Source organism: Paenalcaligenes sp. DL 463 (assembly GCF_057475185.1).
Genome location: NZ_JBYBKX010000001.1, coordinates 647369 through 672555, shown reverse-complemented (window position 1 = coordinate 672555; position 25187 = coordinate 647369). Strand labels below are relative to the sequence as shown.

The window sequence follows — 25187 nt, the reverse complement described above, 5'->3', positions numbered from 1 at the left end:
TTATGATTTATCGGGTACTGGACCGATATTGCGATCGACGATCTCGATAACCGCAGGGTAATAGCGGCCTCCAAGGTCGCTGTTTACCGACGCTGTGTAATAACGTTGCGCCAGCTCAGCAACGTGTGCAGACACCCCTTCGGCAGAGGCTAACTCGAGCACATAACTGAGGTCTTTCAACACGTACTCGGGCGGAAAAGATTTAGCAGGAAAATCACGTGGCACCATCGACTTACGCCCGTGGTTACGAAGCACAAAGCTGTCGCCGGAACCCTTTGAAAGCGCATCCAATAACAGCGCCGGTTGTACCCCGGCACGCTCGCCAAGCACCATCATTTCTGCAAGGGCAACGGTATGCTCGAAAACCAATGCGTTATTGATCAGCTTTACGACCTGTCCACAACCTACTTCTCCGCATTGCGTAACGTCTGAACCGATATAGTGTAGGAAAGGAGCAATACGTTCGAATAACGCATCGTCAGCCCCAACCATAATGCTAAGCTCACCCCGTTGGGCCGCCTCACGTGTGCGGGCAACTGGAGCATCAGCGAACTCAACGCCTAAGTCGTTAAGTCGCTGGTGTACATCACGGGCCAAGGCCACCGTTGTGGTACTTAAGTCGACCAGAATCGAAGGTCGGCGCTCTCCGCTGGTTAGCCCATTTTGTCCGAGTGTGGCTTGCTCCACCTGCACGCCACCCGGTAACGATAGAAAAACCACATCGGTCTGAGCCGCTATTTCCAGCAGTGAGTCCACTCGACTCGCTTTCGTGCCTTCGAGTATTTCAAATGCATTTGGGTTCATATCAAATGCGAGCACTGGCCCCGGATGTTTCTGCGCCATGTTGCGACACATGGGCCCACCCATCACACCCAGACCAACAAAACCAATGACTACATCGGCGTCTTGTTTCATGCTGCGACTCCTTTTAGTCCATCCACATCCCGCCGCAGATATCCAGCGACGTACCCGTCATCCAGTTCGAGGCGGGAGAGCATAAAAATAACGCGGCCTGCGCGATATCGTCAGGATTGCCATATCGACCCAGCGGAACACTACCGTTGGCTGCAGGAGGCTTGCCTTGTGTCACTGAAGCCCACATTGCCGTTTCAACTGGCCCAGGGGACAACGTGTTGGCATATACGCCATGTGGAGCGCCGGCTTTAGCCATCCAACGCATCATGCCGTGCACAGCAGACTTTGCCGCTACATAAGCAGGACCGGATGCAACACCACCGTTTTTGGCAGCAATGGAGCCAAAGGCAAGAATTTTTCCGAAACCACGATCACACATCATTGGAAAGAGCTTGCGTGTTGGATTGACCACGCCTCGCACGTTCACGGCCATCAGTGAATCCCACTCTTCATCCGTGCTGTCAGCCAGATGGGTCCGGGCAATATTTCCAGCGCACAACACTAAAACATCAATTTTCCCATGCTCGGCAAGCACCGCGTCAATTACAGAATCCGTTTGTTCGCGTGAGGTCACGTCGTATTGCTTATATTGAACACTCGGGCCAACCTCCGCCTGCTCGGCAACGTCGGTCACAATAACGGTAGCGCCCGCTTCGCGAAACGTATTGGCAATCGCCTTGCCGATATCACCGGCGCCGCCTGTAATGAAAGCGACTTGTCCATTCAAATCCGGTGGTCCACTTAAATGCTGTGCCATCTTTTGTCTCCTTTGCAACCAATGCGTTTTATGACTGATCTAGCTAAAAATTAGTGTTATCGATTATTCATTACTTAAAGGTAGCGCGAGCAAGCACCGCTAACTCTTGATCGGGACCGCGAGCCCACAGCCGTAACCCGCCCTCGTCGTCGAAGCGGCCTTCTACACGAAAACCGCGGCTAACAAACAAGGGCGCCATGCCACGGAATTCGAAATAGGCGAGCGACTTCCCGCCCCCTTGCTGTAGGGCAAACTGCTGTAGAAAGGTAGCAACCAAGGGGCCGTGAACCACCAAATCGGGATAGCCCTCTTCTTGCTGTGCATAGGCCTGATCGTAATGAATACGATGGCCATTGAACGTCAACGCCGAATACCTGAAAAGCAACGTGGTATCGGGATTAATGTCGCGCCCCCACTGCCCTTGTTCTTCGTAGGGCTTAGGGGCGGGTGCCGCAACGTTAGCAGGAGGCGCCGTGCGATACACAATGTCTTGTTCTTCAACAATGCAGCGTGTGTCACCATAGCCAGTTGTGTGCTCGACCGTCACAAACCACAACGGTCCTTGCTTACCGACCTTGTTCACCACACTGGTGATACGACTAGTTCGTGTGGCTTCTACTCCTATCGGTAAATCGGCATGATAATGAATTCGGCTTCCAGCCCACATCCGTCGAGGTAGGTCAATGGGGGGCAGAAAGCCACCCCGTTTCGGATGACCATCCACACCCAAACCACTGCGTGGTACGACGGGATTAAAAAACATCCATTGCCAGCCTGGAGGCAGCGCTTCACCGGCGGTAGGGGCCTGATCAAGGTCCAATGTTGCGGCCATGGCTTGCACCGACGAGACGTTAATCACTTCCGTGCCGACTTCTTCACGCCCAACCCAACTTTCGTATGCGTCACTCATGCTTTACCTTCCTACGACATTTTTGCGTCAAAAACTTCAGATGGATACGGTTTGAAATCACGAACTAGGGCGAAATCGCCACCCTCAGTCGCTTGAATAATGCCTTCTTGACGTGCACCACGGTGATCACCTGCCGTAAAGCTCACCCCTTGAGCCCCACCCACGGTGACATTGGTCAAGGTCTCCATCACATCCACAAGGTTTTCACGTGTTAATGGAAGACCACTTTCAAGCAAGCCTTTGAAACCTTGAACAAATAGCGACGCATTACTCCAACCGTTTAGACCAAATACGCCAATAGGATCGTTAGGATAGTATTTAGTGACACTGTCACGATACGCTTTAATTTCGGGCGCATCTGATGTAACTGGACCCAACCATGAAGAGAAATAGACACCGTCTAATAATGGCCCAGCCAATTTGTACGTGGTCGGATCAGCGGTAAAGAAAGGTGCCATCCAATCGGCATCAAAGCCGAGACGGTCCGCAGCCCGTAATCCGGCTGCTAAGTTAGCGTTAGAGCCAAATAAGATCACCACTTCGGTTTTGGCATTCGCCAGACGACGAAGGTGAGGGGTAAAGTCAGTATTGCGAACTTCAAAGGGGATGGACTCGACAGGCTTACGACCCATAACCTCCATCTGCAAATCAAAACCTCGCTTGGCAGAACGACCTAACTCGTCATTTTCCCAAAGTAGCGCGATACGCTCTGCTTTCAAATCATTAAAGGCATAATCCAGATTGGACGCGGCGGACCACCCGTAGTCGGGCAACAAGGGGAAAACCAAACGCTCGGAAAACAACGCGGTCGCGCCGCCAATGGGGCCAATAACCGGCAGCCCAACTTCTTTGGCATACGGGATCACCGCAACGGACTGTGCCGTACCTACAGGTGCGGCGAGTGCAAAAATTTTATTTTCTTCAACTAGACGACGAGTGACGGCAACACTGCGAGCAGGCTCGTAGCCATCGTCATACGTTACATAGTTAATCTTCCAACCATCGAGTAGATTATTTTCGTTAACGTACCTAAAACATGACTCGGCTGCATGCGTCAAAATCGCATAAAACGGAACCGGGCCCGTAACGGGAGTGAACGCACCAATAGTGACGGTTTTGCTTGCCATATCAATGCCGGGAACGACTTGTCCCTGTGCGCCTACCAACTTCGGAAAAGCCAACGATGCTGCGCCAGCGCAGCTAACGGCTAAAAATTCACGTCTGTCCACGATTGTCTCCTAGGGTGATTTTATTTTTTCCTACCGCCTGACAATGCATTATATATTCTTAAAACAAGGCTTATATAAGGGATTTCCCTTTCATTTTCTAATAAACATAGCCACTCATACTATATATAATGCATTGTACATTCACTAATACACGGTAAACGAGGCAAAGCATGTTAAATCACTCTCTGAACGGGTTCCGCGTTATCGAATTGGGGACCATGCTGGCTGCCCCTTTCGCGACCCACATTTTGTCGCAGATGGGAGCAGAGGTTATTAAGGTTGAACCTCCCCGCGGAGACCCCACCCGCAGTTTGGTGCGCGGCGGGCCCAGCGGGACGTTCATTGCCTATAGCCATGGCAAAAAAAGTGTTTGTATCGACTTAAAAAACGAAGAGGGTTACGCCGCATTTTGTGCATTATTAAAAACCGCAGACATTCTCGTTCACAATCTGGCTCCAGGCGCCGCTCGCAAGCTTCGTTTAACCGCCGATGACTGCAAGCACATCAATCCTAATTTGGTGTATTGCCATATCCGTGGCTTCGCGGCGGGCCCTCAAGAAGATGATCTCGCCTCTAACCCTGTTGCTGAAGCGGCCACCGGCGTGATGGAAGCCAATATCGTAGACGGCCGTCCAAGCCGCTTGGGACCGTCATATCATGATCAATTTGCTGGTGTATATGGCGTTGTAGGCATTCTGGCCGAACTACTGAAGAAGAAAGAAAACAAGGCCCCCACGCCTGTAGAGATTGGTCTTTATGAAACCGGTCTGCATGTTGCCGCACGAGATTTAGTTGGGGTTCAACTTAAAACGCAATTACTGGGACGCCCTGAGCGCGAGCCCAATGGCGAGTTCAGCATGCCGGGCTACGGTGCGTATTTGACCGCTGATGATCGATGGCTTTATTTACTGATGCTAACCGATGGGCATTGGAAGAAGTTTTGCGAAGCCATGAGCCTTCCTGAAGCCAATGACGAGACCTTGTCAACGCTTAGAAACCGCAAAAAAGCCCATGGCCATGTGGACAACCTCGTTAAGGATGCGATTCGCGCCCATTCTTATGATGAGGTTGTGGCCTTGCTGAATGCAGCAGGCGTAGGCTGCACTGAAGTGCTTCCTATCGAACGCGTGTTAGACACAGAACAAGCCCAACACCCCGGTAAACTGCGCACAGTGAATCTTCGTGGTTTGGAATTTAACATTCCAGAGTTTCCTCGCTTTGACTCATCGGTAGACGACAGCGTTACCCTACCGCCTCCAGAGCTGGGCGAACATACCCTTGAATTACTACAGCGCAGTGGTCTAGATGCTGAAACCTGCCAAGCCTTATTGGCAAGCGGCGCGGTAGAGGCGATTGATCCTGAGAAGTTTTCATGGGCGCCTGTACGCGAGAAGGCCTAAGGTAGCAGAGCAACGAATACGCTGAGTGTCTGCCCTATAGCAAACACTCAGCGTTAACAGAGACTGAAGCTTTAAGCCCCTACTAAATTATTCTTCGCCGTGCGCACATCAAAGGCAGGTACCAATGGCACATTATTTTTTACCGCAATAATCTCAGCCATAATACTGACCGCAATTTCAGAAGGTGTTTTACTACCGATATACACGCCAACAGGGCCACGCAGTTTTTGCATGGTTTCTTCTGTTTGCTCTAAGTATTCAATCATGCGTGCGCGACGTGCGTCTTGGTTACGACGAGAACCAATAGCCCCAACATAAAAGGCTTCAGACGATAGCGCTTCGAGTAGTGCCATGTCGTCCAACTTAGGATCATGACTTAAGGCCACAATGCACGAACGCGAATCCGGCTTAAACGCTAATACCGCATCGTCGGGCATGCTTTTTACCAGTGTGGCTTCGGGCACGGACCAAGCACGGGTGTATTCGTCTCGAGGGTCGCATACCGTGACTGAAAAACCAGAAAAAATAGCCATTGTACTGAGATACTCAGCCAGTTGCCCTGCCCCAATTAATAGCATTCTGTAGCCGGGACCAAAGGTAACGCTAAGGCTGTTTTCGTTCAGCACTAACTGAGAGGGCGCCTCACAAGGCGTCAAAGTTGCCTTGCCATTGCGCAGCGTAACCGTTCTACGCACAAGTTTCCCTTGGGCTAACTGTTCACAAAGTTGGGCTAAAGGCTCATACGCAGGGTTATATTCCAGTATGAGCTCGATGGTGCCCCCGCAAGGTAACCCAAAGCGGTGAGCCTCATCAGCACTGATCCCGTACGTTAAATGCTGTGTGCCAGTACGTTGGTGCCAAGCACTATCTTCGGTAGGCTGGTGCTGCAAAATAAGATCGTCTTCAATACACCCGCCCGACACAGACCCGACCACCGTACCGTCTTCACACATCGCCATAGTCGAGCCCACAGGACGTGGTGAGGACCCCCACGTCCGAACAACGGTAACCAGTAGGGCGGCTAAGCCTTGTTTACGCCAACTTGCGAGGCTTCGTAAAACAATTCCATCTACACTTTCCATGTTAATCACCTTATTAACAATTGGGTTACCGCTTGACTGCGCCTACCGTTTACACCGCTTTAAGCATATCTTCGATTACCTTTTTCGCGTCACCAAAAGCCATCATGGTTTTATCAAGGTAGAACAGCTCGTTATCTAAACCTGCATAGCCTGAAGCCATCGAGCGCTTATTGACGATCACTGTTCGCGCTTTATACGCTTCTAAAATCGGCATACCTGCAATCGGCGATTTCGGATCATTCGCTGCCGGGTTCACCACATCATTAGCCCCCAACACTAAGACCACATCCGTTTGGCTAAATTCGCTATTAATGTCATCCATCTCAAACACTTGCTCGTATGACACCTCGGCCTCAGCCAGTAAGACGTTCATGTGCCCAGGCATACGGCCCGCCACAGGGTGGATAGCATACTTAACGCTGATTCCCTTATCCGTTAGTTTTTCTGATAGCTCTTTTAACGCGTGCTGAGCACGAGCTACCGCTAAACCATAACCCGGAACAATAATGACGGAATCGGCGTTACTGAGTAAGAAAGCCGCGTCATCTGCACTTCCAGACTTAACGGGACGCTGCTCCCCACCCCCATCGGCCCCCGTGTCAGCGGCTGTAGCACCAAAACCGCCTAATATCACGTTGAAGAATGAGCGGTTCATGGCTTTACACATAATGTAAGACAGAATCGCACCCGAAGACCCCACCAGTGAGCCGGCCACAATCAGCATTGAGTTGCCTAGCGAAAACCCAATTCCGGCCGCTGCCCAGCCCGAATAACTGTTTAGCATGGACACCACCACAGGCATGTCTGCGCCACCAATCGGGATAATAATAAGCACACCCAAAATGAAGGACAAGATGATGAGCAGAACAAAAGGCGTCCAAGCCTCAGTCATCACAAACCAAACACCGCAACCCACCACAATCAGGGCCATTAGTAAGTTGAAATAGTGCTGTCCAGTAAAGGAAACCGGGGCACCTTGGAACAGACGGAACTTGTAGCGCCCTGCCAATTTTCCAAAAGCAATAACAGAGCCAGAAAAAGTAATAGCCCCAATGGCGGCACCTAAAAACAACTCTATGCGGTTACCAGCAGGAATGGCCCCCACCGTATCAACAATGTTGAAAGCAATCGGTTCGGCCACAATTGCCACCGCAATGGCCACTGCCGCTAAACCAATCATGCTGTGCATAAAGGCAACAAGCTCGGGCATTTTGGTCATTTCCACACGCTTGGCCATGATCGCACCAATGATGCCCCCAACCGCTACACCCACCAGCACCCACGCCAAACCTTGCAAATCTTGGGATTTAGACCAAATTAGCGCGCACGTAGTGAGCATCGCAATGGCCATACCCACCATTCCGAAGGTGTTCCCTAAACGAGAAGTGGTAGGGTGAGAAAGCCCTTTTAACGCCTGAATGAAACAAACCGACGCGATCAAATACAGTAAAACAACGACATCGTTTGAAATCATTACTCCTCTCCCTTAGGCTTACGCTCTTTCTTTTTAAACATCTCAAGCATGCGCCGAGTGACGAGGAAACCACCAAAAACATTCACAGCGGCTAATGCCACAGCAAAGACTCCCATCCCCTTTGCTAAAGGATCAACCGTTAAGGCGCTGGCTAACATGGCACCCACAATCACAATGGCAGAGATCGCGTTGGTGACGGCCATTAAGGGTGTATGCAGTGCAGGCGTCACATTCCAAACCACGTGATAGCCAACATAAATAGCCAGTACAAAAATAACTAAATTAATAATTGTTGGATTAATCGTATCCATTATTTTGTCCCCCACAGAATTTGACCGCCGGCGCTGACAAGGCAGGCTTTAACGATTTCATCGTCTTCTTGAATCGCCAGTTGACCTTCCTCATTCGTAATTAACTTTAGAAAATCTTGTAGATTACGCGCATAAAGGGCCGAAGCATCACTGGCGACCATCGAGGGCAAATTCGTTAAACCCACTAAGGTCACACCGTGTTTTTGAACCACTTCTCCTGCTTCAGAAAGCTCACAATTCCCGCCTCGTTCGACAGCCAGATCGACAATCACAGAGCCGGGAGCCATTGAACGCACTGTTTCTTCGCTAATTAACGTCGGGGCAGGACGGCCGGGAATCAATGCCGTGGTAATCACGATATTGGCTTTTGCGCATCGCTCGGCCGTTAGCGTAGCCTGACGCTCCATCCATGCCGGTGGCATCGGTCTGGCATAACCCCCAACCCCTTCAGCAATCTCGCGCTCTTCGTCGCTTTCAAACGGAACATCAATAAACCGCGCTCCGAGAGATTCCACCTGCTCTTTCGCTGACGGCCTAACATCGGAGGCCCAAACCACTGCCCCTAAACGTCGCGCCGTTGCAATGGCTTGTAAACCCGCAACACCCGCCCCCAAGACCACAACTTGGGCGGCTTTCAACGTACCCGCTGCCGTCATCATCATGGGAAATAAACGCCCATAATGGTGGGCAGCCAAAAGTACCGCTTTATAGCCTGCCAAGTTGGCCTGCGACGATAAAACGTCCAGACTTTGAGCACGTGTGATGCGGGGGGCAGCTTCGATCGCAAAGGCTTTCACGCCGGCCTGAGCCAGTTGAGCAAGGTATTCAGCGTTGTACGGGTCCAGCATGCCCACTAGCACCTTGCCACTAGGAATGAGTGCCAGCTCTTCGGTAGAAGGCGCCCTAACTTTTAGAATAATATCGGCTTCGTACGCTTCTTTAGCCGTAACCAGCGCAGCCCCAGCTTCTTCATATGCCTCGTCGGAACAACTGGCATTGATGCCTGCCCCTCTTTCGATCAGAACGTGATGACCGGCTTTTACGTATTTTTTAACGGTTTCCGGCGTAGCGGCAACGCGCATTTCACCTTGCACCGTTTCACGAGCGACTCCAATTTGCATAATGACCTCAGACGAACTCCATGATGACATCGCCCGGCGTCAGCTGATCACCTGGCACGACTCCAACTTTCGATATTACAACGTCTTCCTGCGCATCTAAGCTAACTTCCATTTTCATGGCCTCTAGCACGCATAACGGACTGCCTTTGGCAACACGATCCCCTTCCTTCACAGCCAAGGACACCACTAAAGCTTGCATCGGTGACAGCAAATTTAAGGTTTCTTCTACCGTTACCACAGAAGGCATTAGCGCTAATAAATTTGCCTCTTGCGGTGTCAACACCCACGCTTGGGTCTGCGTACCTGCGTGCGTCAATGAATACGGTTCGGAACGAATGTCCACACGCGTCGTTACGCGCTCGCCGTTGATTTGACCTGTCCAAATGACCTGCTCAGGACTCCAGTCAGACTCAACCACATAGCCCAACCGCTGATCGGCGAAGCAAAGTAATCGTTTGCCTTCCACCACACGCAAATTAAGCGCGTAATCGATTTCACCTAAGCGCACAATCACATCGCTTCCGTTCTCAGAGCATCGCTGGCTAGACGGGTGCAAAGCATCATCAATAACCGCCGCGACGATAGCCATTCGACGGGCGCAGTCGCCAGTCGGTGCAGCAGGCTTATAGCCCTGCGGGTACTCATCAGCAATGAATGACGTCGCGAGTGCTCCTGAGCGCCAACGGGGATGGTGCATCAGCTCGGATAAAAACAAGACGTTATTGGCGATACCCTCGATGGCAAAGGCATCCAACGCCTCGCATTGCGCTTCGATGGCTTGGGCTCGAGTCGGTGCGTGGGTCACCAATTTAGCAATCATCGGGTCATAGTGGCGAGAAATCTCCCCCCCTTCAAAGACACCGGTGTCATTACGCACGGTAACCCCATCAGCCCTGCTTTCCTCAAGGGGTGGGCGATACATGCGCAGGCGACCCGCTGCCGGCATAAAGTTATTGCTAGGGTCTTCGGCGTAAATACGACTTTCTACCGCCCAACCATTGATCTTGATGTCGTCTTGGCGTAGCTCTAGCTTCTCCCCCGCCGCCACCCGTATCATCTGCTCAACCAGATCGACACCGGTAATGAGCTCGGTAATGGGGTGTTCAACCTGTAACCGAGTATTCATCTCCAAGAAATAGAATGACTTATCTTGCCCGCACACAAACTCAACCGTACCCGCCGACTCGTAACCCACCGCGCGGGCCAAGGACACTGCCTGCTCACCCATAAGTTTCCGTGTTTCTTCATCCAACAGGCAAGAAGGGGCTTCTTCCAGCACTTTCTGATTACGTCGCTGAATGGAACACTCTCGCTCAGCCAGATAAACAATGTTGCCGTGTTTATCACCCAAAACCTGAATTTCGATGTGGCGTGGGTTCTCAATAAATTTCTCAATAAAAATTCGATCGTCGCCAAAGGAAGCCTTCGCTTCAGATCGAGCACGCGTAAAGTTCTCTGCCACCTCTTCCAGAGCATGGGCAATTCGCATCCCTTTACCGCCCCCACCCGCCGAGGCTTTGATCATGACAGGAAAGCCGATGTCCTTGGCAACCGATTTGGCCTGCTCAATGTCAGCGATCTCACCCATGTAACCAGGAATAGTAGACACCTTAGCCAGACTGGCGAATTTTTTGGACTCGATCTTATCGCCCATCACCTCAATGGCTCGCGGATTCGGGCCGATAAAAGCAATACCCGCTTTCTCTAGCGCCTGCACAAAGGCCAACTGCTCGGAAAGAAAGCCATAGCCCGGATGCACGGCTTCGGCACCCGTCTCGACGCAAGCAGCAATGATTTTGTCAATTACCAAATAAGATTCTGTCGCCGGTGCGGCGCCAATATAGACCGCTTCATCGGCCATTTGTACGTGCAATGCATGCTTATCAGCATCCGAATAGACCGCAACAGTTTTAATGCCCATACGGCGCGCGGTTTTCATGATTCTGCACGCAATCTCGCCCCGGTTAGCAATGAGTATTTTAGAAAACATGGTTCCTCAGCAATTCAAATGTGGCCGTTTGAAAAAGAAACAAACACTAGGCTGCACTTTTCTCATCTTGTTGTTTTTTTCAATGAAGACAAGGTTTGCGCAAGCCACTGCCGGGTTTGACCGGGCGCTATCAGTTCATCGACGTAACCGTGTTGCAAAGCATGTTCTGCCTGCAAGCTGCTTTGGTGAAGTTGGAGAAGCGGATCGGAAGCCGTCACTAATGACTCGGCACCCTTGCTTCCCAACAAACCCATTTGAGCGTCGGTCCAACTGGCCGCTACGTGCGGGCCTACGCCCCGTGAACCCAACGCAACGCCAGCAGCCCCTAAGGCTTTTCCGATTACGAGCCTGATCGTCGGCACCGTAGAGCCCGAATAAGCACGCATCAGCTCTGCAACGTCACCCGCAATACCACCGTGCTCTTGGTCCTCGCCGGGCAGAAACCCTGGCACATCCACAAAGGTAATCACAGGTAGGCCTGCCTTTTCGCAGAGACGTAATAGACGCAGCGCTTTACGACAAGCCTTGCTATCCAACACGCCAGCCAGCTCCGCATTACGAGAGGCCACGATACCCACCGGAATATTCTGAATGCGGGTGATACCCGTCACCAGATTTGGGGCATAGTCCTTCTGTAGTTCGTACATAGCGCGTTCGTCGCTAAGTTCGCTCAACAGCTCTGAAACGTCGTAAGATTGCGCTTCGCTCTTAGGAATTAGTGTGTCAAAGGCAGGACAATAAGCGGGGTCCTGAAGGCGATGCTTGCCCTTGGTAAACATTCTAAAAAGCTGCCTGATCGCACGAATTGCCAAAACCTCGTTATCACAAACGATGTCGGCTAAGCCGCTGCGTTGGGCGTGTATGTCCCACCCCCCTAGCTCTGACTCTTGCCACTGTGCACCTGTCAAGCGCCCAGTGATCGCCGCATCGGTCATGGTTAGCGAGGTATTGGCACGTGTCATCACCACCACATCAAATACGCTAGCCAACAAGGCATTAAATCCGGTGTTCTCACCCACCACCAACGCTACACTTAAGGCAGCAGATTGGCTTGTATTACGTGCCATCTCGGTGATCAGTTTCATTGACTCTAGCCCGCCCGCTAATGCCATGGCTTGGCCATCAAATACGGCTAAAAACGCGGCGCTACGTTGGGCGGCAAGTTGTTGTAGTTGCACGATCTGACGTAGGTGTGCGCTGCTCAAGCCCCCACTTGCCGCACTGTGCTCTTGGCTAAACACGCACACGGGCGTGCCGCTGATACGACCCGTAGCCGTCACTAAACCGTCTATCAGTTCCCCGGAGGAAGAACCATCGAACCCTTCGTAAGACTCCGCATCCAGTGCTAATTCGACTCGCTCAAGCGCTGTCAAACTGCGTGGTGCAGTCACATCGTCTACGGCTGAGAGCGTGCTCTGGATAAACGAGCTATCGGCCTGCACAGCCTGAGCAGAATTGCTGACAATCATGAGTAGAACCCTGTAGGCACACGGCATCCGTCACGAACCGTACTCGGTCTTCGATAAGAGGGGATTACCGTTATATTAGAAGAGTGTGTGGCAGCAACTCTTATGTTTACTGCCACACAAGACCACAGCTAAAAGCCTAAGATGCTGAAATTACGCTGTCGCTTTAGGCGCTTTCTGTGCCGCGTATTCACGCAAACGAGGAACGATTTCGTTAGCGATGACTTCAATTTGATCCATTTCATACTTGTAGGGCACGAAGATCAGTTTTTGAACGCCGACATCAATATGGGCTTTAAGTTGTTCTACACACTCATCAACGTTACCCATAATGGCACTAGACATCGTGGACTTACTGCCCTGCGCGATATCGAAGTCTACGTTTAGCCACTCTAGCATTTTGTCTTCAATCGCCGCGCGTGACTCACCCACCATGATGGGAAGCTGATTACCGTTGAGTAAGGTCGCTGGATCGCGTCCGGCCTCTTCGGCGTAATTGCACACCTTGGCCCAAGATTCAACAAACGCGTCAGGCTCGTAGAAATAGGTCAACCAGCCGTCGCCGTTAGTGGCAGCACGCTTAAGAACACGGTCAGCATAACCACCAATCAGGATTGGGAAAGGGTCTTGAGCAGGTTTAGGGAACATCACCCCTGCAGGGATCTTGTGATTAGGCCATTCGCCTTCTACTAAGTCTTCGGTAAAGAAGCGTCGCATGATGTCGAGGTTATCGTCCATAATGCGACCACGCTGCTCAAAAGGCACACCAATCGCGTCAAACTCGCGCTTATACCATCCCGCTGCCATCGCCATCAAGAGACGTCCACCTGACAACTGATCCATGGTGGATAACTGCTTAGCCAAGGCCACCGGATTACGTAACGGAAGCACAAGAATACCGGTTGAAAGTTTGATTTTTTTCGTGCGTGCCGCAATGGCAGTCAGCAAGGTTAAGGAGTCGGCGATGGGGAAATGAGGATCTACACCCAACAAGATATGATCCCATACCCAGAGTGAATCAAAGCCTAGCTCTTCCATCCGCACGCCATACTCGACCAATTCTTGTACGTCGGGAATTTTTGGGAAAGCCGTGAAGTTACGCGCTGCGATACCGAAAGTGCCGTGTAAAGTCGTCATATCATTATCTCCTGATTATTATCTGTCTAAAATTTGCTTTAACGTTTATTAAGCGATGTAACGTCGGTCGGGATCGAGCTCTCGCAACGCCTGCAATTCTTGTTCAGTCGGCGCCTGAGTAACTTGCAAATGCTCGTCGTGCAACAAATCAAAACCAGTGTTGTCTTTTACCTCTTCCAGCGTGACGCCGTCGTGAAGCGCCAGCACTTTCATGGCTCGCGTTTGCTCATCAAAACCAAAAATGCCAAGGTTTGTAATGACGCGGAACATGCCCCCTGCGCGTAAACCGCTCTCGTAGCGGGAGTTACCGCCACTTAAGAAACCAGGGCTGGTGATGAAGTCGACCTTCTCCACAAAACGACGCGACTCATGGCGCATGGCCACAATCATGTTAGTTAAGCTGGAAATATCATTACCGCCACCCGTGCCCGGCAAACGCACTTTCGGGTTATGAGGGTCATCACCCAAGAAGGATGAGTTTAGGTTGCCGTACTTATCGATCTGCGCCCCACCCATGAACCCCACGTCCACGTGGCCTCGCTGCAGAAGCAGCAATACATCGGTACTACTCAACACCATGTTGGCGCGTTTAGTACAACGTTGTTCGTTGGTGGAAGGGGGTAATTTACCTGGCTCAATAAAGGGGCCAATCACACCGCCTTCAAACAAAATCGTTAGGCCTGGGCAGCGCAAGATTTGTGCTAACGTGGCCGCGAGTAACGGAATACCCACACCCGCAAACACCACCTTGCCATCCGAGAGAATGCGTGAGCTCATCACCGTGAGTATTTCAGCATCGGTATAGTTTCTCTCTGCTGCTTGAGACGCTTGGTCTAGCGTCACATCTTCAGTCGTAATGTTAGTCATTTAAAAGACTCCTTCCGCGCTTTGCGGCGTCAAGTAGCTCTTCTAAGCCGATCAATCCCAAATACTCATTCCAAGATTTGGGGGCGTGTATATAACGCTCGATGTAGTCTTGCATGGCCTTTTCTGGATCTTTATTCACCAAGCCGGTGTAATAATCCATGTGCGAAAGGAAAGGCTCATACACATTGGTACACTCATGAGGAGCACACCCGAAGGGAACCTCTACTACGGCGTCAACATTAAAGAATGGGATTTTGGTTTGATCCGGTGCCCGACGAATTTGGTCGTTAGACACAATACGCTCTGTAGTAAGGATCACACTATCTGCCGCCATCGCCAGATCAATATCCATAAACGACAGACCGTCCATCTGGGCATTACCGTAGGCATCACATCGCTGTACGTGGATTAATGCCACATTTGGATTCAACGCGGGCACCAATAAAATAGGCTCGTTGGTAAAGGGGCAATCGATGAGTTTTGCTTCGGGTCGTAAAGCCAAAACATCGGATCCGATCATAGATCGCATTGGCAAAAAGGGTACGCCCATGGCACCGGCCTTAAACCGCATCCCTATGCCCATGTGGCTCCACTCTAAAAACCGCGTCTGTTTGGTTTCCACATAATGGCGCATGACCTTAGAAATGCCCCACACGATGCCCTGACTGAACCAACTGGTTTCAATTTCATCGCAAATACCAGAGGCGAACAGCCAATCACCTTCGCTTGAAACAATACTTCGAGAAACTGACAGGCCCTTTTTTTGATCTCGGATTAGCTGCCAGATCATAGCCATGGGAGTGCGAGACAAGGTACTGCCCCCAATGCCGACTTTGCTTCCATCTTTAACGAGAGCAGAAGCCTGCTCTAAGGTCATGACTTTTTCTCTTAGGCTACGGTCTCGTGCTGAAAGACGTTCGCGCAATTCCAAATACGGCGACATATCCATCCTCTCCTATAACGCGACATGTGAACGTCACGCGTTAATTCAAATTGTGCCTTCTGAACAGGGCTGCCTCATTAAGGAGGCCTGCCGCCCGACACTTTAATCTCGTAATATAGTCATCCTAATAATAGGATGATAGTATGCGAGAAAGATTTATGCAAGCTCTAAATCCATAGAGCTTGCTGTGGTACTACCCTCCTAGATACGCCTGACGTACGTGCGGATCACTGATCATTTCCTGACCTGTACCGGTCAAGGTCATACGACCTGACTCGTACAAGTAGGCTCTGTCACACATCCCCAACGCAGCAAAGGCATTCTGCTCTACCATCAGAACGGTTGTTCCTGCCTCTCTGACCTGTTGAATAATTTCAAAGGTTTTTGCCACAATATTAGGCGCAAGCCCTAAAGAGGGCTCGTCGAACATAATCAGCTTAGGTCGTGACATCATGGCTCTTGCAATGGCCAGCATCTGCTGCTCTCCACCCGAAAGGGTGCCAGAGGCCTGATGCCACCGCTCTTTCAAACGCGGAAACAAGCCATACATTTTTTCGATATCGCTGTTAACACCCGCTTTATCTTTGCGCGTGTAAGCACCGATCTCCAAATTCTCGTGAACCGTCATCGATGGGAAAACACGCCGCCCTTCAGGACAATGCGAAACCCCCATCGATAAAATGCTCTGCGCCGAGGCTTTGGAGATGTCTTCACCCAGAAAGCGTATGCTTCCGCTAACTGGGCTTAACAGCCCCGAAATGGCTTTGAGGGTCGTTGATTTACCCGCTCCGTTAGCACCGATAATGGTCACAAACTCGCCTTGCTCTACGTGCAAGGACACATCCGTGACGGCATCAACGTTACCGTAGCGGCAAACTACGTTTTTTAACTCAAGCATGTTGCGCCACCTCCTGCCCTAGATATGCCTCAATAACTTCTGGATTGCTGCGAATTTCAGCAGGCGTACCATTAGCAATGATTTTCCCGTAGTTGAGAACGATGATCCGGTCAGAGACTCCCATAACCAACGGCATATCGTGCTCAACTAAAAGAATGGAAATACCACGCTCACGGATACGCTGAAGGATCTCCATAAAACGGCTGGTTTCCGACTCGTTCATACCCGCCGCTGGCTCATCTAGTAAAAGCAGCTTGGCTTTGGCCGCTAAAGCAATTGCCACGCCCAGCAGGCGCTGCTCACCATAAGGCAATGATGCACTTAGCTCGTGGGCTCGATGCGCCAAACCCACGAACTCAAGCTCTTCCCAAACCGCTTCACGCAACTTGCGCTCTTCTTTACGAAAGCTGGGAAGACTCAAGATAGTTTGAAGAAACGAGGCTTTGCCTTGTAGGTGCAGGCCAATTAGCACATTATCAAACACCGTTTCGGTCATAAACAGACTGGTGCGCTGAAAAGTTCGCACCAACCCCATTGACGCAATTTCATGCGGGCTTTGATCCGCCAACGGCACACCGTTGAAGTGCACCGACCCCTTGGTTGGACGCATAAAACCGGTAACCACGTTAAAGGCCGTTGTTTTTCCGGCACCGTTCGGTCCGATCAAACTTAGCAGCTCGCCCTTTTCGAGTGAAAACGTCATGTCAGAGATCGCTACCAACCCACCAAAGTGCACGGCTACATTATTGACACTCAAGAATGAATTATTGGCACTCATGACTCCACCTTTTTTAGTTTGTATTTACCACTCGCTCCCAACCCAGAAGACTCACTACCGGACGCAGGGGGACGATCTTTATGGTATTTATCTTCGTTGGTAATACCAAACTTACGATTCCACCAACCAACCAGCCCTGGGGCAATACCTTGAGGTAAAAACCGAACAATCAGCACCATAGCGATACCGTACACAATCCACTGAATCTCTGGACCGGCGACTTCGCGTAAACCCACAGGCAATATGCCGAAAATCAACCCACCCACAAGCGGTCCAATCAACGTACCTTTACCACCCGTGATGACCATAATGACCATGGTGATGGTGTAGATAAAGAGGAAGACGTCGGGGTCAATAATACGGATGTAGTGCGCGTACAAGCTACCTGCTGCCCCAGCCATAGCGGCGGAGGTCACAGCAGCTAAGTTCAGATAGCGAGTGACGTGAATACCCGTGGAGACGGCCAGCGGCTCGTTTTCGCGTAGAGCAATCATGGCACGACCAATGCGCGACTGCACAATGCGACGAATGATCACATAACAAACAATGCCCAGCCCCAACACTAAGTAGTAGTTAGGTGTTTTAGACCAGAACTCACCCGAACCAAGAAACGGGATGTTGTAACCCATTGGCGGAATGTTGTTTAGGGCCAATGGGCCTTGGGTAAGATCCACCCAGTTCAAGGCCACCAATCGAGTCACTTCGGCAAAACTAATCGTCACGATAACGAAATAGGCACCGCGAATCTTAAAGGACAGCTTCCCAATCAAAAAGCCGAACAGACCGGAAACCGCAATGGCCAGCACAAACCCTAAAAGGGGTGAGCTAGGTTCAACCACAATGCGACCATCGCCGAAAAAGGCCGGTATATCAAAGCCTAACGACGTGAGCGCACTGACATACGCCCCCACCCCAAAGAACGCAATATGACCTAGATTAAGCTGTCCGGTGTAACCCAGCAGCAAGTTCAGAGCCATTGCACCAATAATAAACAAGCCCGTCGTAATAACGATATGTTGGTAATAAGGGTCTTGTAGCCAATAAGGTAGCGTTAGCAATAACGCCAGAATGATAAATGTGCTGATCTTCTTCATCCGATTCTCTCCCCACGAGCATGGAATAATCCGGTGGGCCTAAACATTAAGACCAGAATGATCAATATGAAACCGACCGCATCTCGATAACCGGACGATATGTATCCCGAACCTAACTCTTCAGCGAAGGCCAATATAAAGCCACCGATCATCGCCCCTTGTACGCTTCCTAAACCACCCAAAATGACAATAGAGAACGCTTTTAACGCGGCGAGGTTACCCATGGTGGTTGTCACCACGAAAACCGGCCCCAACAAGGCGCCTGCAGCAGCGGCCAAGCCAGAACCCAGCGCAAAGGTAGCGGTGTAAATGAGGTTGATATTAATACCCATCAATGACGCGGTATCTCTATCTTGGAACGTGGCACGCATCGCCTTACCCAAAGTGGTTCTCTGTAAAACCAGATAGGCTAAAACAATCAATCCAAGGGCTGCGAAAAGCACAAAAATACGCAACCAGGATATGGCGACAGGGCCGAGCATTAACGGCTCTGTAGGAAAAGGTGTGTGTACAGAACGCGCTACACCACCCCATACAAACAACGCAATATTTTGCATCGCGATCCAACAACCAATCATGGCAACCATCGTTGAGTCGATGTCGGCCGATCGCATACTTCGCAAAACCACACGTTCAATTAATGCCCCCAGCATCAAGCCCAGCATGATGGCTGCGACCAATGCCATGAAGAAATTCCACCCTAAACCCGAAACGAAGTAATACGCCATGAAGCCGCCGAAGGCATAAAGCTCTCCATGGGTAAAGTTCACGACTTTCATAACGCCAAGAATCAGCGTTAGTCCGATTCCGAGCAACGCATAGGTTCCTCCGAGAATCAGCGCATTTGCGATATGCTGAAGGAATTGATCCACAATGTTCCTCTCTTACGCGTCAACAGAGACTGCTACAAGGACGACGCGTTATCCTTGATGGCTCTTGATGTAATAAGTCTGCTAATGAGTAGACAAACAGTACCTATCAAAAAAGACGTAAAAAATGGTCTGAGTGGCAAGCCACTCAGACCGTAATCAGCCTTAATCGACGCTAACGACCTCGCCGTTTTCAATACGTACTAAGTAGGTATTGGCGTGGTATTGACCGCTTGCCTTATCTCCCTCGCCATCTTTTTCAAAAGAGATGTTGCCATTTAGTCCTTTCACTTCGGTTTCCCAAAGCGCTTCACGGATTTTCTCTGGCGTGGCTTCGCCGGCTTTTTCAATAGCCGCAGCAATCGTATAGATGCCATCGTAACCACGGAAGCTTTCTGTCATGCCAGCCTTATCGTGACCGCGCTTATTCCACTCATCGATGAAACGCTTGGAAGTTTCCACGTTAACCGTGCTTTCAGGCGTCCAAGGTGTGAAGAACAATAAGTGCATCGAACCTTCGGTCGCGCTACCGGCTTGATCAATCAATTGATCTGGGTTTTGCGAACCACCCGTAGTAATAAATTGGCGTTTTAAACCAAGCGCTTGCGCTTGCTTCAATAGCAACGTCAATTGCTCAACGGCCGTGGTCACAATAAGCGTATCGGCATCACTGCTACGCACAGTGGATAACTGCGCGGTCATATCTTGAGCCGCCGCATCCATAATGAGTGTTTCACCAACCTCAACGCCATTGGCCTTAAATACACGTGTGAACTCGTCAGCCGCACCGCGACCCCAGTCGTTATTAACGACCAAAAGGTCTACTTTCTTAATATTGAGTGGTTCGATGTACTCAACAAAGTTATCGGCTTCAATTGCACTGGTGGGTGCAATACGAAACACATAAGGGTTACCTGATTTCGTAATTTTGACTGAGCTGGATGTCTCAACCACCATGGGAACCTTGTACTCCATTAACTTAGGCATACTGGCTAAGGTTAATGTCGAGCCCCATGCACCAAGTAGCACTGGTACTTTGTTACGAACAATTAGTTTTTCCGTAACGTTAGCCGCTTCCGTTGGGTTGCCTTTGTTATCTTCTACCACCAACTCAATTTGTTTACCAAGCACACCACCATTGGCATTAATTTCATCGGCTGCAATTCTGGCTCCTTGTAATATGTAATTACCAGACGCTGCGATCATGCCTGTTAAGGGCTGATTCACACCAATTTTAACTGTCTCCGCCGCCAGCGAGGAACACATAGCAAAAGACGCTGCCGTTGCCGCCAGTACCTTTGTTATGCTGAATTTTCCTTTATTCATCACACCTGCTCCTTTGGTATTAATAATGTTTCTGTAATGCTCGTTGAACTCAATAAGCCTATTTTTTTGCAACACATCAAAAACCAGCTCGGTTGAAAATCAGGCTTTTACTCGTTTACTCCGTACGCTTCGTCCACTACTAACCACGCCTACCAAACAGACGCTTAAAGAATCCTGTAATTCGATCACGAATCACAGAAAACACTAACGCTCCCGCATTAAGCTCTGTAATTTCTTCACTACGACTCGCCTCTTGCCCCTCACCCAAGTGCTGGTTAGCCATTCGGCTATGCAAGTTCTGGGCAAAGGCATCTGTCATGCGTTTCGCAATATCCATCACGATGCCTGAACGACTGAACTGAGCTAAAGGTCCTGTCAGTGCAAAAGCCACCTCAACATCAACTCGGGTATTCGCCTCGTTTAATTCGGTCAACATATACTCAATCTCACCACGCGTAGCCGAACTTGATTTGGTGTCTCGCGCACTACCGTAGATAACCCCCGTATACGTCGCGTCATTGCGCTCCACGTCGGCAGCTCCTTCAAAATCGGCCACGATGGGGCCAACTTTGACGCGTAATTTAGGCTCCACATAATCTTCTGTGGGTTCTGAAAGTAAGGTCGCACCCGGTAAGCACGTGGTCACCTGATCTAAACGCCCAAAGAAAGCCCATACCTCGTCGCGAGGAAACGCCACATCGAACTGTTGATTAATGGTGGTCATGGACTTACGGTCATCGGCACCACGCTTGATAGCCACCCTTTCCGCCTTGGGAGTGGGCGCTTTTTTTGTGGGTGTCGCCGCGGGGATCTCAATACCCGTCAGTGCGGCGTTATTCTGGGTTGAGGCATGGCCGGAACCCACTGGCCCCAGCGTAGTGCGTAGACTAACCGCTTCTGCCGAGCGTTGATCCATGACCCGCTTAATGGCCTTGGTAATACCCATATAGCCAGTACAGCGACATAAGTTTCCACTCATGGCAAAGCGTATTTCTTGCTCAGATGCATCCGGAGTACGCGTCACCAAGTCATAGGCGGAGGCCAACATGCCCGGCGTACAAAAACCGCATTGCAAAGCGTGCTCTTGCGTAAACGCTTCACGCAACTGATGCATGATTTCGTTGTCATCCATTCCTTCAATGGTGACCACTTCTGCATTGTCACAAGCGACAGCCAGTGCAATGCAAGAACGCGCCGGAACGCCATCAACCAGTACCGTGCACGCCCCACAAACCCCATGTTCGCAGCCTAAATGGGTTGCGGTGAGGTTCAAATTATCTCGAAGAAAGTCAGCTAAGTGAGTGCGCGGCTCTATATAAATATCGCTATGGCGTTGGCCGTTTACAGATAGATTAATCGCTTTCATAATTGTGCTCGTTGTGCTGCACGCTTTAATGCGGCCATATGAATCTTGTTAGCTAATGGGTCTGTCAGACCTGCATCAGCAAATAATTGTGTTGCCTTATCCAGTAGCAAGCCTCCTTGGGCATCAAAGTAGGCTCGTGCGTCGGCCACGACAATAGGCTTGGCTTCAGTGGCCCCAATGACCAAACGGCACACATCCCGATCTGGATCATGCAAAACGATAGCCATCGCGTGAGCAAATTCACCCGTTTTACGATTGATTTTGTAATGTCCCCAGCGGGCAGAATTCGAAAATGTGGGGATAAACACAGACTCAAGCAAGTCGCCGGGTGCTAAATCCACCTCAAAAACACTGGTCATTAAGTCTTCGACGGCAATCGTACGACTACCAGAGGGCCCTACAATATTGACTTTCGCCCCAGCTCCCGCAAGCGTACTGACCCAGTCTGCTGCTGGGTCCGCGTGTACCAAGCTGCCCCCGACGGTGCCCCGATTACGCACCGCTCGATAAGCAATGCCTCGGGCTACGCGAGGTAGCGCACCTTGCGTCACATCTGGAACACGTCCATCTTCAATATCAGCGTGGGTAACACAGGCACCTAACACAACCCCATCAGCGGTTTCTTCGGCACGCTTTAGTTCTGGGATATGGGTGATATCCACAAGCAGGTCGGGCTGCACCAAACGTAGATTCAACATCGGTCCCAGCGATTGGCTTCCCGCCAACACTTTCACCATAATGTCTTCACGCTTCGTTAGATTGATTGCTGACTGCACGTCAGAGACACGCTCATAGGCGAACGGTGCAGGTTTCATACATCCTCCATAGCCATCTGCGAATTTGTTGTTGTGTCAGCTTTCGAGTCACGCTCTTCCGCTTGAGCAATGGCCTCTAAGACCCGATGAGGCGTAACGGGAGTGACATACAGTGCGGCCTTCAATGGTCTTAAGGCATCATTGACTGCGTTCACAATCGTAGCCGGTGGTGCAATCGCACCACTTTCGCCGATCCCTTTCACACCAAACTCGGTGTAAGGTGAAAGCGTCTCCATGTGGAACAAGCGAATTTCAGGCACTTCTGTGGGCCCCGGGAGCAAATAGTCCGCAAAGGTAGAAGCCTGAGGCTGCCCAGCCGCATCAAACACCATTTCTTCATAAAGCGCCGTACCTATACCTTGCGCTGCACCACCGTACACTTGACCATCGACCACCATCGGATTGACGAGTTTGCCGCCATCCTCAACGATCACATAATCCAGAATTTCCACATCACCGGTTTCAGGGTCTACTGCCACCAGTGCTGCATGGGCGCCATAGCCAAAGGTGCCTGAGTCGCGTTCTGGCTTATAGCCCTCGGTGACTTCTAGCCCACCGGCGTTAGCCTCTGCGGGAAGCTCTTGCGGTTTGCGATACCAAATATTGGCCACATGACCAATCGACACACTGCTATCTGGGCCATGAACCTGCCCGTTGGATACGGACACTTTGTCTATCGTCGTACCTAAAACAAAGGCACCAATTTGCGTTAAACGACGAACAAGCTCATCGCAACCTCGGGACACGGCACCACCGGACATCACCATGCATCTCGAACCCCATGTTCCAGTCGAGTAAGGCGTGTACTGGGTATCACCGTGCACCACTTTAATTTGCTCGATATCAATGCCTAACTTAGTGTGGGCAACTTGGGCTAAGGTCGTCTCAAGGCTTTGTCCATGAGAGTGAGCACCGATACGGACTTCTAATCCGCCATCGGGTGTAATACGCAGTGTTGCTTGTTCGTGTCCGGGCACCATGGGAATTCCCCAGCCAGCGTAAACCGATGTGCCATGAGCCGCTTGCTCACAATAAACCGCCACTCCCACACCGATCAGTCGACCATCTTCTTCACCACGGGCTTGTCGCTCGCGAATGGCTGGAATATCAATGGCCTCAACCGCTTGCCTTAAGGCTTCTGGGTAGTCGCCGCTATCAAAGTGTTTATTCGTGATGTTATCGAAAGGCATTTGCTCTGGGCGCACCAATGTCTTCATGCGAAGCTCGTAAGGCTCGATACCCGTTTCATACGCCAACTGATCCAAAACCAGCTCTAAAGCAAAGCACACGCCGGTTCGACCTACGCCACGGTATGGAAGAATCGGACATTTGTTGGTGGCAACAGACGAGGTTGCACATTGATAGGAAGGAAAATCATAAGGACCAGGAAGAATACTGCCCACCTGCCCTGCCTCTAAACAAGCGGAAAACGGATAGGCGGAATAAGCACCGGAATCAACGGTAGCATCACACTCTATACCCAGCAATTGACCATCGCTCGAGGCATAACCCGTAATGTGATAATGGTGCTCTCTGCAGTTCGCACTTGCCGTCAAGTGCTCGCGTCGATCTTCAATCCAACGCACTGGGTGACCACGATGCATAGCCAACCAACAAACGGCCACTTCTTCGGTAAGCAATATGCCCTTGTAGCCAAAGCCGCCCCCCACATCGGGTGCGATGACGCGGACTTGCCCTTCAGGCAAACCCAGACACTCTGCCAAACCGGATCGCACAATGTGTGGAATTTGCGTAGAGGTGTACACGATTAATTGCTCTAACCGTGTATCCCAAAACGCGACGACCCCTCTGCCTTCCATGGGAGCCATGACCTGACGCGCTAAGCGAATATCGCGCGTCACTTTGATGGGCGCGCTTTGCGCAGCCTCAAGATTGACGCTATAGTCAGTGCTCAAAAATAAATTATCAGACCAGGCTTCGTGCAAACGGGGCGCATCGGGCTCACGACCTTGCAACATGTCATACACCACGTCTAACTCTTCTAAATCGAGTCGAACAGCGGCAGCAATGTCTTCGGCTTTGGCTCGCGTATCGGCAACACACATCGCCACAAGCTCACCCACGTGCCTGACTTTGTCTTCAGCAAGAATGGGCTGGGCTGAAGATTTAAACCCCTTAAGCGCCGTGTCCGCCACAATGGGCTTTACGCCACCCGCTGTTAAGTGCTGCACCGTGTACACATCATTTTGATGCGCGTCTGGCACCTCGATGCCGAGTATTTTGGCATGAGCTAAGGGGCTACGAACGAATGCGACATCTCGCATCCCAGCCATCCTAAGATCGGCTACAAACTTGCCCTTACCACGTAAATAACGGTCATCTTCTTTACGAAGGACTCGTTGCCCAATACCCTGACTCGACATTATCGTCTCCCACAAAAAATTATGGCGTAAAACGGTAAAAGGAACGCTGCTAGAC

22 protein-coding genes are annotated in these 25187 nt (G+C 50.8%); 1 reads left to right on the top strand and 21 read right to left on the bottom strand.

Annotation, left to right across the window (positions count from 1 at the left end):
- The 4 genes from AC2UZI_RS03090 to AC2UZI_RS03075 all read right to left on the bottom strand — a co-directional run bounded on the left by AC2UZI_RS03090 (position 1) and on the right by AC2UZI_RS03075 (position 3811).
- Positions 1-915, bottom strand: a complete 915-nt coding sequence (locus AC2UZI_RS03090; protein WP_486942362.1) for an NAD(P)-dependent oxidoreductase — start codon at positions 913-915, stop codon at positions 1-3.
- Between the two features lie 13 nt (positions 916-928).
- On the bottom strand, positions 929-1672 hold the full coding sequence (locus AC2UZI_RS03085) for an SDR family NAD(P)-dependent oxidoreductase (RefSeq protein WP_486942361.1): 744 nt from the start codon (positions 1670-1672) through the stop codon (positions 929-931).
- Between the two features lie 70 nt (positions 1673-1742).
- A complete protein-coding gene (locus AC2UZI_RS03080) occupies positions 1743-2582 on the bottom strand; it encodes an HTD2 family dehydratase (RefSeq protein WP_486942360.1) in 840 nt (279 codons plus the stop codon).
- An 11-nt stretch (positions 2583-2593) separates the two neighbouring features.
- Positions 2594-3811: an ABC transporter substrate-binding protein gene (locus AC2UZI_RS03075; protein ID WP_486942359.1), complete on the bottom strand. Its 1218-nt coding sequence runs from the start codon at positions 3809-3811 to the stop codon at positions 2594-2596.
- A 170-nt stretch (positions 3812-3981) separates the two neighbouring features.
- Here AC2UZI_RS03075 and AC2UZI_RS03070 point away from each other — a divergent pair, with 170 nt between their 5' ends.
- The gene (locus AC2UZI_RS03070; RefSeq protein WP_486942358.1) at positions 3982-5211 is read left to right on the top strand and encodes a CaiB/BaiF CoA transferase family protein; all 1230 of its coding nucleotides are present in this window, start codon (positions 3982-3984) and stop codon (positions 5209-5211) included.
- A gap of 71 nt (positions 5212-5282) precedes the next feature.
- Here the strand turns inward: AC2UZI_RS03070 and AC2UZI_RS03065 are convergent, their stop codons facing one another.
- The 17 genes from AC2UZI_RS03065 to AC2UZI_RS02985 form a co-directional block, all read right to left on the bottom strand.
- Positions 5283-6293 carry an XdhC family protein gene (locus tag AC2UZI_RS03065; RefSeq protein ID WP_486942357.1) on the bottom strand — a complete coding sequence of 337 codons (1011 nt, stop codon included), beginning with the start codon at positions 6291-6293 and terminating at the stop codon, positions 5283-5285.
- A gap of 49 nt (positions 6294-6342) precedes the next feature.
- Positions 6343-7767, bottom strand: coding sequence for an NAD(P)(+) transhydrogenase (Re/Si-specific) subunit beta (locus AC2UZI_RS03060; RefSeq protein ID WP_486942356.1), 1425 nt, complete (start codon positions 7765-7767; stop codon positions 6343-6345).
- The gene (locus AC2UZI_RS03055) at positions 7767-8078 is read right to left on the bottom strand and encodes an NAD(P) transhydrogenase subunit alpha part 2 (protein WP_486942355.1); all 312 of its coding nucleotides are present in this window, start codon (positions 8076-8078) and stop codon (positions 7767-7769) included. Before AC2UZI_RS03055 ends, AC2UZI_RS03060 begins: the two co-directional genes overlap by 1 nt.
- Positions 8078-9199 carry a Re/Si-specific NAD(P)(+) transhydrogenase subunit alpha gene (locus tag AC2UZI_RS03050; protein ID WP_486943700.1) on the bottom strand — a complete coding sequence of 374 codons (1122 nt, stop codon included), beginning with the start codon at positions 9197-9199 and terminating at the stop codon, positions 8078-8080. The genes AC2UZI_RS03055 and AC2UZI_RS03050 overlap by 1 nt, the downstream gene beginning before the upstream one ends.
- Positions 9200-9206: 7 nt before the next feature.
- The gene (locus AC2UZI_RS03045; protein WP_486942354.1) at positions 9207-11189 is read right to left on the bottom strand and encodes an acetyl-CoA carboxylase biotin carboxylase subunit; all 1983 of its coding nucleotides are present in this window, start codon (positions 11187-11189) and stop codon (positions 9207-9209) included.
- A gap of 62 nt (positions 11190-11251) precedes the next feature.
- A complete protein-coding gene (locus AC2UZI_RS03040) occupies positions 11252-12658 on the bottom strand; it encodes a carboxyl transferase domain-containing protein (RefSeq protein WP_486942353.1) in 1407 nt (468 codons plus the stop codon).
- Between the two features lie 150 nt (positions 12659-12808).
- On the bottom strand, positions 12809-13792 hold the full coding sequence (locus AC2UZI_RS03035) for an LLM class flavin-dependent oxidoreductase (RefSeq protein WP_486942352.1): 984 nt from the start codon (positions 13790-13792) through the stop codon (positions 12809-12811).
- Between the two features lie 48 nt (positions 13793-13840).
- Positions 13841-14659 (bottom strand): CoA-transferase subunit beta, encoded by an 819-nt coding sequence (locus AC2UZI_RS03030; protein ID WP_486942351.1) that lies wholly within the window; start codon positions 14657-14659, stop codon positions 13841-13843.
- A complete protein-coding gene (locus AC2UZI_RS03025) occupies positions 14652-15602 on the bottom strand; it encodes a CoA transferase subunit A (protein WP_486942350.1) in 951 nt (316 codons plus the stop codon). The genes AC2UZI_RS03030 and AC2UZI_RS03025 overlap by 8 nt, the downstream gene beginning before the upstream one ends.
- Before the next feature lie 193 nt (positions 15603-15795).
- A complete protein-coding gene (locus AC2UZI_RS03020) occupies positions 15796-16500 on the bottom strand; it encodes an ABC transporter ATP-binding protein (protein WP_486942349.1) in 705 nt (234 codons plus the stop codon).
- Positions 16493-17278: an ABC transporter ATP-binding protein gene (locus AC2UZI_RS03015; RefSeq protein ID WP_486942348.1), complete on the bottom strand. Its 786-nt coding sequence runs from the start codon at positions 17276-17278 to the stop codon at positions 16493-16495. The genes AC2UZI_RS03020 and AC2UZI_RS03015 overlap by 8 nt, the downstream gene beginning before the upstream one ends.
- Positions 17275-18372 carry a branched-chain amino acid ABC transporter permease gene (locus AC2UZI_RS03010; RefSeq protein WP_486942347.1) on the bottom strand — a complete coding sequence of 366 codons (1098 nt, stop codon included), beginning with the start codon at positions 18370-18372 and terminating at the stop codon, positions 17275-17277. Before AC2UZI_RS03010 ends, AC2UZI_RS03015 begins: the two co-directional genes overlap by 4 nt.
- Positions 18369-19244 (bottom strand): branched-chain amino acid ABC transporter permease, encoded by an 876-nt coding sequence (locus AC2UZI_RS03005; RefSeq protein WP_486942346.1) that lies wholly within the window; start codon positions 19242-19244, stop codon positions 18369-18371. The genes AC2UZI_RS03010 and AC2UZI_RS03005 overlap by 4 nt, the downstream gene beginning before the upstream one ends.
- Positions 19245-19406: 162 nt before the next feature.
- Complete coding sequence (locus AC2UZI_RS03000) at positions 19407-20567, bottom strand: ABC transporter substrate-binding protein (protein ID WP_486942345.1); 1161 nt, start codon at positions 20565-20567, stop codon at positions 19407-19409.
- A gap of 139 nt (positions 20568-20706) precedes the next feature.
- Positions 20707-21933 carry a xanthine dehydrogenase family Fe-S subunit gene (locus AC2UZI_RS02995; RefSeq protein WP_486942344.1) on the bottom strand — a complete coding sequence of 409 codons (1227 nt, stop codon included), beginning with the start codon at positions 21931-21933 and terminating at the stop codon, positions 20707-20709.
- On the bottom strand, positions 21930-22748 hold the full coding sequence (locus tag AC2UZI_RS02990) for an FAD binding domain-containing protein (RefSeq protein WP_486942343.1): 819 nt from the start codon (positions 22746-22748) through the stop codon (positions 21930-21932). Before AC2UZI_RS02990 ends, AC2UZI_RS02995 begins: the two co-directional genes overlap by 4 nt.
- Positions 22745-25132, bottom strand: coding sequence for a xanthine dehydrogenase family protein molybdopterin-binding subunit (locus tag AC2UZI_RS02985; protein WP_486942342.1), 2388 nt, complete (start codon positions 25130-25132; stop codon positions 22745-22747). Before AC2UZI_RS02985 ends, AC2UZI_RS02990 begins: the two co-directional genes overlap by 4 nt.
- Between the last annotated feature and the right edge of the window lie 55 nt (positions 25133-25187).